Genomic DNA, 12,158 nt, shown 5'->3' with positions numbered 1-12,158 from the left:
CTGAATTCCCCGCCTTAGCCGCTAGGCCCTTATCCTGAACCCTCGGGTTCAAGGTGGAGCGGCCGCCATGCTTCGGGTGCACTAAGCAGCGCAGGGAGTGAACAGCTCGAGGCTGCCACTGTACGGTTGCGAAACGCTCACGCCCACATTGCAAAGATCGCTCCGTATGCTTGCGCATCGGTTCAAAGATCTATTGGCCTTGGCGAGCCAGGCAGGGAAAGGGTTTGCAGCAATGCATCCACTTGTAACTCGAGGCCTTTGATTTCCGCTTCGAGCCGAGCTACCTCATCTGGATGGATTGCAGCGGATTGCATTGATAGCTGCGCAGCAGTATCTGCGGCCAGACGTTTACTTGAAATCAGATCACCGGCAAGCTTCAGGGCAGCCATCATGGTGGCACGCTCGATGCTGCGGTTACCACCTGTAATCGCTAGCTGAATTTGTTCGTCAACCAAGGTGCAGGCCTCGCGCAATAGGGGCTCATGCTCAGTGGTAGTGGCAAGCGTGATTTTTTGACCGGCGAGCGTGACTTCAATGCGTTGTTGGCTCATGATCATCGCCTGAAATGGTGGGGTTAGGTTCGTCCGTTGCTAGCAAGTTCAGTTGCCGCGTATCGTTTTGCTCGGGCAGTCGGCTCAAAATGTGTTGAATGCGATTTTGCGCATCGGCTATCTTGGTTTCGAGTCGCGCGCGATCTTGGCGTGCCTCTTCTATGGCTTTTGTAGCCAAAGTAAGTTTGTCTTTTAGGCGAGCTATCGCTTGGTTTAAATTACCCAAGGAGGACTCGGCGGACTGGAATGCATCGCTCATAACTCCATTGTAGCCCCTGAATTTGGCCATGAGCATTGCTCAAATGCCAGCTTGACTAGCGAGCCAGGGCAACCCAGCGATTGCCTAGCTTACTTAGCTCAATGCGGCCGTCAAATAGGTCAATTAAAGCCTGATGGGTTAGTGGATCATCACTTTTGCCTTGGTGATAGACCCCTTTATTGCCCACAAGAATCAGGTTTTCGGCCTGTAAGGCAAACTGAATTTCATGCAAAACGGTGATGCTGGTTTTGCCCTGACCGGAGAGCGTAGTTTGCCATTGCAGCCAATCGGCTTGATGCGGCGGATCTAGGTTGGCAATCGGCTCATCCATCAGGAGAATGCTGGCTTGAGTAGCAAAGAGCCTAGCTAGTAAAACACGCTGGCGCTCGCCCCCCGAGAGCTGACTAAAAAAGCGCTCGCGCAAATCCCACACGGCCGTTTGACGCATCACTTCTTCCACCACAAGGTGATCTTCAGCACTTGGAATAGAAAGCCAGTTTTGATGGGGTAACCGACCTAGCATCGGAATGTCGTATACCCGCAGACCAAAATCAAGGCTATCCGGTGTTGCCATTGCTTGCTCAAGCCATGCAATCTGTTGCGCGCGTGCCTTGTTTGTAATCGAATGCAGCTCTGCTCCCCCAATCTGAATCGAGCCCTCATATTGCAAGAGTCCAGCAAGGGCCTGAGCGAGGGTGGATTTGCCTGCTCCATTTGGACCAACAATGCTAGTCCACTCACCCCCGGGGATGATCAAATTCATGTTTTGCAAAATAACGGTGTTATTTCGGGATAAAGACACATTGCGTAGCTCTATTTGGCTCATGTGCTCATCCCTAAAGTCTGACGCCGAAGTAATAACAGCAAATAAGAGCCTCCCAGTACTGCAGTAACTATTCCAACGGGAAGTTCCAGGGGGGCTAAGACCGTACGCGCTAGTAAATCGGAGGCCAGCAATAGGATGCCACCTGCCAAGCTAGACATCAGCAGATGCATGCGCTGCGAGCCATTGGCAAAGCGCCGAACCAAGTGGGGTGCTGCAAGGCCGATGAATGCAATCAGCCCAGTTTGCGCAACGGCCGCACCTGTAGCCAGCGCAAGAACAGCAATTAAACCCAGGCGCATTTGATCAATCGGAAGGCCAAGCGTTTTAGCAGTACTTTCTCCAAGACTCAGGGCATTTAATGCCGCACTCAAGAGTAATGCGATTGCGATACACGCAAGCCAAACCAAGAGCATGAGCAAGACGCCATACCAATCCAGCAGACTAGTGTTGCCGAGCATGAATGCCTGAAAGCGCTGATAGAGGTCGGGGCGAACAAAGGTAAAGAGTGCATTGCCGGCGCCAAGGATGACGCTAATTACGACACCCGATAGTAAAAGTCGCAAGGAACTGCGATAACCACCAGCCAGAATCAGCGCCGCAACAACGCCCACGAGTGCACCAATAAAAGCACCGCTGTTCAGTCCAATCAAATCAATCCCAGAATCCGTCATCGCCTGAGAAAAACCTAAAACAAGCGCAACCCCCATTAAGGCTCCAGACGCACTACCAAGCAAATACGGATCAGCCAAGGGATTACGAAATACACCTTGCGCAATCGCACCGGCTAAGCCTAGTAGTGCACCTGCCAGCCATGCCCCGGCTGAGCGCGGCACACGGATGTCAAAAACAATTGCAGCGTCAGTACTCCAGGCAAATCCACCACTACCCAGTAATGCACCCAAGCATAGCAATGCAATGCTGATCACCAGCAAGGCCAGAACACGGGGCAATAAAGTAGGGCGCATACCGCAGACTATCACTTGGGCAGTGACTTCATCGCGCAATCCGCGATAAGGCTTGCCGCTTCACCCATGCGCGGGCCAGGGCGAACCAGTACGTCACTTTGTGCTGCCGAAAAGAAGCAGATCCGATTGCTCTGAATCGCTGGAATGGATTTCCAGCCGGGCCGCTGTGCCAATTGTTTCGCCGAAGCTTCAGTCGTCATAATCAAATCGGGCCTGGACTGAACTACAAACTCTGGATTGATCTTCGGAAACGCCCCCATCTTTTCCGTAGCAATGTTTTGCATACCCAGTCGATCGAGTAATTCGCCAATGAAGGACGTTTTGCCGGCGGCAAATGGCGCCGGGTTTACTTCAAAATAAACGCGCGCAGCTTTTTGCGAAGGCGATAAGGCGCGACTCGCCCGAGCAATATCCAGTTGGATGCGTTCCCATACAGCGCCTGATTCAGTAGAGCCTAAAACCACATCCAACTTCCGTAAGGTGCGCTGCACATCGGCCATCGACTGGACATCAAATGCCATTACTGAAACACCCAAAGACTGCAAGCGCGCAATCAGAGGGGATGATTTTTCAACCAAGACTAAGTCTGGCTTTAGGCGAACAATCCCCTCAATGTTTGCATCGGCAATACCGCCCAAGCGTGGCAAAGCATCAACGGACTTGGGCCAATTGGAGAATCGATCGACTCCAACCAAAACCGAACACTTACCCAGAGAGCAAACAGACTCAGTCAGAGAGGGCAGCATGCTGACTACGCGCTGGGCGGGGCTCGCCAGACGAATCTCACTTCCCCGATCATCATTGATAGCAATGCTTGCTGATGTGTAAGTGCTGACAAATAAAAAGCACACTGCAATACTAAGCAGTAAATTCTTGCTCCGCTTTTGTCGTGTGATATTCATGTGCAAAAATTACTTCATCGCATAACGTAGGCCAACGAAGATATTTGAACCTGGCGTGTTATATCCATAACTCAATTGATAGTCTTTGTTGAATACATTATTCCAGCGAGCAAAAAGAGATAAATCCCGCATTAATTGATAATCTCCATAGAGATTAAATACTGCATACCCTCCCATTGCTGCGCCGGCAGGATAGCTGTCATAGCGTGTTCCTACAAAGCTTCCTTCCACTCCAGCTTTGATCAAGCCTTTTTGGTAGTCAATTCCCGCATTTCCAAATTGCTTTGCTCGCCTTGCTAATACCTCGCCCGATGTTTCATTAATTGGGTTTTGTTGATCGAATGAGCCTCTGAGACTGAAATTTCCTGTTCTTAAAGCCCCGCCAATCGAGAGGCCTGTAATTTTGGCAGCCCCAACATTGGTCGCGCATCCAGAGGTGCCATAAACACCTGGGGCGCAGGCGCTGGTATTGCTACCAGACGATTGAATTAAATTGGTAATCGTGTTGTTATAGGCAACGATTCGGGCATCATATGTACGGGACTCATAGTGAATACCCGCCTCGGTATTTTTACTTTTTTCTGCTTGAATATTGGTGTTGCCGTACCCTGGGTAGTAGAGGTCGTTGAATGTTGGGGCTCGAAAGCCGGTTCCATAATTGACATTTATTCTCAGCTGTTTCGTAAAGAAGTATCCATAAGAAACTCCGCCGGTATTTTGAGAGCCATAGCCTGTAATGCCATCATTCCTAAACGAAAGATTCGCTAAATGCGGCCCTCGATTTAGTTGATATAGGCCGGCGAGCGAATTGGTATTTCGTGTTTGCGAAAACTGCTCCTGCTGGAAGGAGGTGTTGTAATTGACATCATCAGAGAAAACATTTTGCGTTCTTCGCTCAGCTAATAGCTGAAGAATATCTTTCCCAATTTGAATATCGTTTTGCCATGTGTAAATATTTTGCTTGGTGTTGTAAAGGGAGTTATAAAACAAATTTTGGCCAGAGTCATATGACTGAGATGCCTGTAGATAACTCTTCCAAATATCTGTAATCTGATTTCTAGAGAAAACTGAAAAACTACTGACACTACCTATCGACTCTGCAAGCGTGGTTGGATCTGCTGAAGCCTGGGATTTCAGTCGGCTGGCAAAAAATTGCAATCCGACTTCCTGGCCTTTGCCAAGCTCGTAACTAATTTTTCCTGTGCCGCCATCCCTTGTATAGCCCATATTTTGGCTAGTGTTGGAGCTTGAGCGAAATGGATTATTTTTTGCAATTAGATTAAAGCCCGATGAAACTTCTTGAGTAGCGCTGATGGAATACTTTATCTTTCCATCTTCACCCCCGCGGCCATATAGCCCAGCCTCTGAGATGGTTGTTCCATAGGTGCCGTATCCAGTCGATGCGCTTGCCTGAAAGGGCCCATCCCCTGTTTTTGTAAAGATTTGAATGACGCCGCCGATGGCATCTGAACCATAAAGACTGCTTTGTGGCCCAAAAACAATTTCAATGTGGTCAATGATTGCAAGGGGAATGGCGGACCATGATGGCCCACCCAAAAAGCCTGCCTCAACGCGAACGCCGTCAATCAAGAGTAAGGTTTGTTGGTTGCTGGTACCCCTTAAGAAAACGCTCGTGCCGCTACCCCCGCTACCCGTGCCACCAGTAATCTCGACGCCCCGTTGCCTCTGAAGTAATTCCACTAGGCTAGTTTGTCCTGCCTGTGCAATTTCCTCTGGGCCAATGTAGATATTGTCTGCAAGAACATCACTTGCCTTAGTGGGTGTTCGTGTTGCCGTGACAACAATTGGATTGAGCGGGTCTGCTGAATTGGATACCGATACCGATGATGCTTGTGCTGCTGCGTTTTGAAATGGAATAGCACTCGATAAAAGCGTTGCTAACAGCGCAAATCTGCACTGGGTATTTCTGAACTGCTGTTTCATGATGAACCTTCTGCCGTCGAATCACCAGGCCAACTTCCCCGTTAGCCGAGTCGAACAGAACTTCATGGGCGTGAGTCCAGAACGTCAATATGTGCGGCGCACGGAATCCGTACGAACGCTTCTATCGGCGCGCGAAGGATCCCCGTCCGCAAAATTCCACCTGTTTTGGCCGGTATCCGGGCTGGCAAATTTAAGAACTTGACCTTCCCATGCGATTGACGCGCACAGTGGCTATATCCAAGTTCTCCGTACCTCGCTACAAGGCACATTTGCTTACCGTTGCGGGGGCAGCACACGTTTGAGTAGTGTTTCCCGTTTAACTTTATTGCAATGCAATAAAGCACCATAACATTTCAATTCTACTGCATTTAAGACCTCCAAATATTGGGGTTTTTACTAACTGAGCCTACAATGGCATAGTAAAAACAATAATAAACATGACAGTACTAGACAAACACCTCGAAAAAAACCTGATTCGCTTGCAGCTGAGTCAAAACATCGTCTTGCAGCATCTGGATCCAGCAAGCATGGCCGAACTAGAGCGCCATCTGGTGATTTCTGACCTAAAAAAATCAGAGATTTTGTTGCACCAGGGCGACCATCAAATGGAGCAGTACTTTATTTTGGATGGTATTTTGAAGCGCATCGTTTCAAGTTCGGATGCAAAAGAAATGATCTTGCGTTTTTCGATCGAAAAAGACATCGAAACCAGCTATGCCGCATGGCGCCTCAAGAAGTCTGCCCCTTACAGTATTGCTTGCGTTACCAAGGCTAGGGTTGCGCGCATGCCCATGAAAAAGTGGACTGAGTTCCTAGAGAATCATGTTCCCCTCAAAGAGAGTTTTGAGTTTGAGGTAATGCGCCTGATGAGTGAAATCATGGCCCACACCATTACCTTGCATATGCTCGATGCACCAGGCCGCGTGGAGCGCTTTCTGCGTAAGTACGAGAGCCTTTTTGGACTTTTACCCAAAAAAGAGCTTGCAGCCTATTTGAATTTGTCCCCCGAGACCCTAAGTCGCCTAAAAACAAAGCACAAAGATCTATTTGTCTAGTTTTTATATGGATTTGGCTTTGCCTCCAGCAGGCTCTAAGCCTTGTTTTTATTGGAATTAAAAGGAAATTGACGCAAGTCAATGCTGATCTACACCCCCAAGCCTAAGATGCATCCACCTAAATGCAGTTTGTTAATTCCCTGGGTTTAGGTGCATTTTTAATCGGAGACACAAGACAGAAGCTAAATTGCCTTGCCAACGGAGTGAAGCAATCTAACCAATACAACTTTTATGACAAACGACAATCAAAACCAAGAACTCACTGACGGATTCCATCTCGTTATCGACGCCCTTAAGGCAAATGACATTGACACCATTTATGGATTGGTGGGCATTCCTATTACTGACTTGTGCCGCTTAGCTCAAGCTGAAGGCTTGCGCTTTATTGGTTTCCGCCATGAGCAGCACGCAGGAAATGCCGCAGCCATTGCCGGCTATATGACACAGAAGCCTGGTATCTGCATGACCGTTTCTGCGCCTGGTTTTTTGAATGGTTTAACTGCCTTAGCCAACGCAACTGTGAACTGCTTCCCAATGATTCTGATTAGCGGCTCAAGCGAACGCGAGATCGTTGACTTGCAGCAGGGCGATTACGAAGAAATGGATCAGCTCAATGCAGCCAAGCCATATGCCAAAGCTGCTTACCGTATTAATCACGCAGAAGATATCGGCATTGGTATTGCACGTGCGATTCGTGCTGCGGTATCGGGTCGTCCAGGCGGCGTTTACTTGGACTTGCCGGCACAACTCTTATCGCAGACCTTGTCGGTTGCTGAAGCCAAGAAATCGATCTTCAAGGTAATCGATCCAGTGCCTCGTCAGATTCCAGCGCCTGATGCAGTAGCGCGCGCATTAAACATATTGAAGGGCGCAAAGCGTCCATTGATTCTCCTGGGCAAAGGCGCTGCATATGCACAGGCTGACGCAGACATCAAGGCCTTGATCGAAAAATCCGGCATCCCTTACTTGCCAATGTCGATGGCCAAAGGCTTGTTGCCTGATAACCATCCCCAATCTGCTTCTGCAGCCCGCTCATACGTTTTGGCCGAGGCCGATGCAGTGTTGTTAGTTGGCGCCCGCTTGAACTGGTTGCTTGCTCACGGCAAAGGCAAGACTTGGGGTAAAGAGCGTAAGCAATTTATCCAAATTGATATTCAGGCAAACGAAGTCGATAGCAACGTTCAAATCGACGCTCCATTGATTGGTGATATTGGCTCATGCGTAGGCGAACTCTTGAAAGGTATCGCATCGGTACCTAAGCCAAGCGCAGAGTGGATTAGCGCAATTAATGAGAAGAAAGACAAGAACATGGCGAAGATGGCAGAAACACTTGCCAAAGAAGCATCGCCAATGAACTTCCATGGTGCATTGCGTGTGATTCGTGATGTTGTGAAGAAAAACCCCGATGTCAACCTCGTTAACGAAGGTGCGAATACCCTCGACTATTGCCGTTCGATTGTCGATATGTACAAGCCACGTAAGCGCTTTGACTCCGGTACATGGGGCATTATGGGTATTGGTATGGGCTATGCGATTGGTGCAGCAGTTACCAGTGGCTTGCCTGTTATCGCAGTGGAAGGTGATAGCGCCTTTGGTTTCAGCGGCATGGAACTCGAGACCATCTGCCGTTACAACTTACCAATCACCACTGTGATTTTCAATAACAATGGTGTTTACCGTGGTACCGATGTAAACCCAACCGGCGGCGCTGATGTTGCCCCAACCGTATTCGTGAAAAACGCACGCTATGACAAGATGATGGAAGCGTTTGGTGGGATCGGTTACAACGTCACCACCCCGCAGGAATTAGAGAAGGCATTGACTGAGGCAATAGCCGCAGGCAAGCCAGCACTAATCAATGCTGTCATTGATGAAACAGCAGGCACCGAAAGTGGCCGCCTGACGAATCTCAACCCAGCAAGTACTGCTACAAAGAAGTAATTGACGAGCTAAGTCATACGCAACCCTAAGGAGATTTAATATGAGCAAGCCATTAGACGGAATCCGCATCATCGATTTCACACACGTACAAGCAGGCCCTGCATGTACCCAGTTGTTGGCATGGTATGGCGCGGACGTAATCAAAGTAGAGCGTCCTGGATCTGGCGACGTAACCCGTAGCCAATTACGCGATATTCCAGATGCTGACGCCTTGTATTTCACCATGCTCAACGGTAACAAGCGTTCGTTGACATTGGATACCAAGACCGCAGAAGGTAAGGAAGTATTGGAGAAGTTGATTAAGGTTTCTGACGTCATGGTCGAGAACTTTGGTCCAGGCGCCTTAGATCGCATGGGCTTCTCTTGGGAACGCATCATGGAACTGAACCCACGCATGATTATGGCGTCGGTAAAGGGCTTCAGCGATGGCCACTCATACGAAGATTTAAAAGTGTATGAGAACGTAGCTCAGTGTGCTGGCGGCGCAGCCTCCACCACCGGTTTCTGGGATGGTCCTCCTACCGTATCTGCTGCTGCTTTGGGCGATAGCAACACTGGTATGCACTTGGCGATTGGTATTTTGACCGCGCTGATGCACCGTGAGAAGACTGGCCGTGGACAGAAGGTTGCTTGCTCGATGCAAGACGCAGTATTAAACCTGTGCCGCGTGAAGTTGCGCGATCAGCAGCGTTTGGATCGCGTTGGTTACTTGGAAGAGTACCCACAGTATCCCCATGGCACATTCTCCGACGTTGTACCCCGCGGCGGTAATGCTGGCGGCGGCGGTCAGCCAGGTTGGGTTTTAAAGTGTAAGGGCTGGGAAACTGATCCTAACGCCTACATTTATTTCACCATTCAAGGTCACGCTTGGGAGCCAATTACCAAGGCTTTAGGTCGTCCAGAGTGGGCAACCGACCCTGCTTACATGACTGCAGAAGCGCGTCAAGACAAGATTTTTGACATCTTCGCAACCATTGAAGATTGGCTCAAAGATAAGACCAAGTACGAAGCAGTCGATATCTTGCGTAAGTTTGATATTCCATGCGCCCCTGTACTATCGATGAAAGAACTAGCCGCATCACCAGACTTGCGTGCAAGTGGTTCGATTGTGGAAGTCGATCACAAGGTACGCGGTAAGTATCTGACGATTGGTAGCCCAATCAAGTTCTCTGATTTGAAGATCGAAGTGAAGCCATCCCCAGTTTTAGGCGAGCACACCGATGAGGTTTTGGCTGACCTTGGCTACGGAAAAGACGATATTGCCAAGCTGCACGCGGCAAAAGCAGTTTAATAACAATAAATTAGTTTGATCCTTTAAGGCGCTCCATGTGGGCGCCTTTTTTATTGCTTAATTTACCCAGAATCAGGCTAAATCGCACAATGCGAAATCCAGTTTCAGGGCTTGATAACTAGGGGATACAGGGCCTGTGGCGCACCTGGAATTCAGGGTAGTGCCGACTGGTAGAATTTGATTAATTCAAAATTTCAATTCTTATTAGGACTACTGTTATGGCAAAAGCACTTGAGGGGGTGAAAATCCTCGATTTCACGCACGTTCAATCGGGGCCAACTTGTACCCAATTATTGGCTTGGTTTGGCGCGGATGTAATTAAGGTGGAGCGCTCGGGTGAGGGTGATGCTACCCGCGGTCAATTACGCGATATACCCGATGCGGATAGTTTGTATTTCACCATGCTGAATCACAATAAACGCTCGATTACAGTCAATACCAAAACTCCTGAGGGCAAGGATATTCTCGAGCGCTTGATTAAAGAGTGCGATGTCTTAGTGGAAAACTTTGCTCCAGGTGCTTTGGATCGCATGGGCTTTACTTGGGAGCACATACAGCATCTCAATCCACGCATGATCATGGCATCGATCAAAGGCTTTGGTCCAGGACCTTATGAAGACTGCAAGGTATACGAAAACGTAGCGCAGTGCGCAGGCGGCTCAGCATCCACTACTGGTTTTGATGATGGCCCGCCAATGGTAACGGGCGCGCAGATTGGCGATAGTGGAACCGGTTTGCATTTGGCCTTAGGTATCGTTACAGCTTTGTATCAGCGCACCCACTCGGGTCGTGGTCAACGTGTGCAGGCTGCGATGCAAGACGCCGTATTGAACTTGTGCCGCGTGAAGTTGCGCGACCAGCAGCGCCTCGAGCGCAATGGCACCATGCAAGAGTATCCGCAGTTCCCGAATGGCCATTTCGGTGAAGCAGTGCCTCGTGCCGGCAATGCGTCTGGTGGTGGACAGCCCGGCTGGATTCTGAAATGCAAAGGCTGGGAAACCGACCCCAACTCCTACATTTATGTCGTCGTTCAGGCTGCCGTATGGGAAGCGATTTGTAAGGTGATTGGCAAAGAAGAGTGGATTACTGACCATGACTTCTCTTCTCCCATGGCGCGCTTGCCAAGGCTCATGCAAATCTTTGGTGAGATCGAAAAATGGACCATGACCAAAACCAAGTTTGAGGTGATGGATACATTGAATAAATATGATGTGCCATGCGGCCCAATTCTGTCGATGAAAGAAATCGCCGAAGAGCCAGCCTTGCGCGCTACCGGCACGATTGTTGAAGTCGATCACCCGATTCGGGGCAAGTACTTAACCGTGGGCAACCCCATCAAGTTGTCCGATAGCGAAACTGACGTCACGCGTTCACCATTGCTTGGTGAACATACCGATGAGATCTTGCAAGAGCTCGGATTTAACATCGACGATCTGATCGATTTACGCCATCGGAAAGTGATCTAGATGAAAGTTGCTCTAATCGGCAGTCAAGATTTTGGTAAGGCTGCTTTAGAGGCCTTTTTAGAGCGTGGTGACGAGGTGGTTGCGGTGTTTTGTCCTCCGGACAATCCCAAAGCCACCAAGCCTGAGATTTTGAAAGAGGCAACTCTTGCGAAAGGCCTCGTGCCCTTGCAATTTGCCTCGCTCAAGGGGCCAGAGGCGGCTGAGGCAATGCGCAACAGCGGCGCAGACATTTGCGTGATGGCCTATGTGTTGCAATTTGTCCCCCAAGAGCTCGCCAAGATACCGCGCTTGGGCACGATTCAATACCATCCCTCATTGCTGCCAAAGTACCGTGGTCCCAGCGCCATTAACTGGGCTATTGCTTTAGGCGAGACCAAGACAGGCCTTACCATTTTCCGGCCATCCGATGGTCTGGATGAGGGCGAAGTGATTTTGCAAAAAGAGGTCGCCATTGGCGCGAACGATACCTTGGGATCGGTTTACTTTGATCACCTATTTCCGCTTGGGGTGCAGGCGCTATTAGAGGCTGCTGATCTGGTTGCTGCAGGCAAGCACCAAGAGGTTGTGCAAGACGAGGCCCTTGCTAATTACGAAGGCTGGTTCGATCAGGCGGCCGCTCGCATCCATTGGTCAAACCACATTACGCAGATCCATAACTTGATTCGGGCCTGCAATCCGGCGCCTGGCGCTTGGACCATGGTTGGCGAACAAAAAGTACAGATTTATGACGTCAAGAAACACGTCACGGCGACCTACGGCGCCGTCAAAGGTAAGCCTGGGCAAATCACGGCGATTGGTTCCGAATCCTTTTTTGTGGCCTGCCATGGTGGTCAGATTGAGGTATTAAAAGCCAAAGGACCTGCTGGTAAAGTCAGCGGTGCAGAGTTAGCTAAAAGCCTTGGCTTAGCGGTAGAGCAATTTTTTACTGCCTAGGAAAAGCGAAATAGGCCCGGAGTAT

10 protein-coding genes, 1 other RNA gene, 1 pseudogene and 1 riboswitch are annotated in these 12,158 nt (G+C 49.5%); of the genes and pseudogenes, 5 read left to right on the top strand and 7 right to left on the bottom strand.

The features are described from left to right. Positions 1–2 precede the first annotated feature (2 nt). The 7 genes and pseudogenes from ssrS to Q8M75_RS01125 all read right to left on the bottom strand — a co-directional run bounded on the left by ssrS (position 3) and on the right by Q8M75_RS01125 (position 5,447). A non-coding RNA gene (gene ssrS, locus Q8M75_RS01150) (6S RNA) lies at positions 3–221 on the bottom strand. A gap of 102 nt (positions 222–323) precedes the next feature. Continuing rightward, positions 324–551 (bottom strand): annotated as a pseudogene (locus Q8M75_RS10100) (cell division protein ZapA); the annotation flags it as partial. Continuing rightward, a complete protein-coding gene (locus Q8M75_RS01145) occupies positions 532–810 on the bottom strand; it encodes a hypothetical protein (protein WP_305485307.1) in 279 nt (92 codons plus the stop codon). The pseudogene Q8M75_RS10100 and the gene Q8M75_RS01145, both read right to left, overlap by 20 nt. A 55-nt stretch (positions 811–865) precedes the next feature. Further along, the gene (locus Q8M75_RS01140; protein WP_305485305.1) at positions 866–1,636 is read right to left on the bottom strand and encodes an ABC transporter ATP-binding protein; all 771 of its coding nucleotides are present in this window, start codon (positions 1,634–1,636) and stop codon (positions 866–868) included. After that, positions 1,633–2,601 carry an iron ABC transporter permease gene (locus Q8M75_RS01135; protein ID WP_305485303.1) on the bottom strand — a complete coding sequence of 323 codons (969 nt, stop codon included), beginning with the start codon at positions 2,599–2,601 and terminating at the stop codon, positions 1,633–1,635. The genes Q8M75_RS01140 and Q8M75_RS01135 overlap by 4 nt, the downstream gene beginning before the upstream one ends. Positions 2,602–2,612: 11 nt before the next feature. Continuing rightward, a complete protein-coding gene (locus tag Q8M75_RS01130; RefSeq protein WP_305485301.1) occupies positions 2,613–3,503 on the bottom strand; it encodes an ABC transporter substrate-binding protein in 891 nt (296 codons plus the stop codon). 9 nt (positions 3,504–3,512) lie between these two features. After that, positions 3,513–5,447 carry a TonB-dependent receptor domain-containing protein gene (locus Q8M75_RS01125; RefSeq protein WP_305485299.1) on the bottom strand — a complete coding sequence of 645 codons (1,935 nt, stop codon included), beginning with the start codon at positions 5,445–5,447 and terminating at the stop codon, positions 3,513–3,515. Positions 5,448–5,596: 149 nt separating this feature from the next. Beyond that, positions 5,597–5,810: riboswitch (cobalamin riboswitch) on the bottom strand. 74 nt (positions 5,811–5,884) lie between these two features. Here Q8M75_RS01125 and Q8M75_RS01120 point away from each other — a divergent pair. The 5 genes from Q8M75_RS01120 (at position 5,885) to Q8M75_RS01100 (ending at position 12,133) form a co-directional block, all read left to right on the top strand. Next, positions 5,885–6,502, top strand: a complete 618-nt coding sequence (locus Q8M75_RS01120; RefSeq protein WP_305485297.1) for a Crp/Fnr family transcriptional regulator — start codon at positions 5,885–5,887, stop codon at positions 6,500–6,502. Between the two features lie 231 nt (positions 6,503–6,733). Beyond that, positions 6,734–8,443, top strand: a complete 1,710-nt coding sequence (oxc, locus tag Q8M75_RS01115) for an oxalyl-CoA decarboxylase (RefSeq protein WP_305485294.1) — start codon at positions 6,734–6,736, stop codon at positions 8,441–8,443. A 40-nt stretch (positions 8,444–8,483) separates the two neighbouring features. After that, a complete protein-coding gene (gene frc / locus Q8M75_RS01110) occupies positions 8,484–9,734 on the top strand; it encodes a formyl-CoA transferase (protein ID WP_305485292.1) in 1,251 nt (416 codons plus the stop codon). Between the two features lie 218 nt (positions 9,735–9,952). Further along, the gene (gene frc, locus Q8M75_RS01105) at positions 9,953–11,200 is read left to right on the top strand and encodes a formyl-CoA transferase (RefSeq protein WP_305485290.1); all 1,248 of its coding nucleotides are present in this window, start codon (positions 9,953–9,955) and stop codon (positions 11,198–11,200) included. After that, positions 11,201–12,133, top strand: a complete 933-nt coding sequence (locus Q8M75_RS01100; protein ID WP_305485288.1) for a methionyl-tRNA formyltransferase — start codon at positions 11,201–11,203, stop codon at positions 12,131–12,133. Positions 12,134–12,158 lie beyond the last annotated feature (25 nt).

Origin of the sequence: Polynucleobacter sp. (assembly GCF_030693775.1) — a bacterium.
GTDB lineage: Bacteria > Pseudomonadota > Gammaproteobacteria > Burkholderiales > Burkholderiaceae > Polynucleobacter.
The sequence above is the reverse complement of the archived record's forward strand: the minus strand, read 5'-3'. Positions and strand labels throughout refer to the sequence as shown.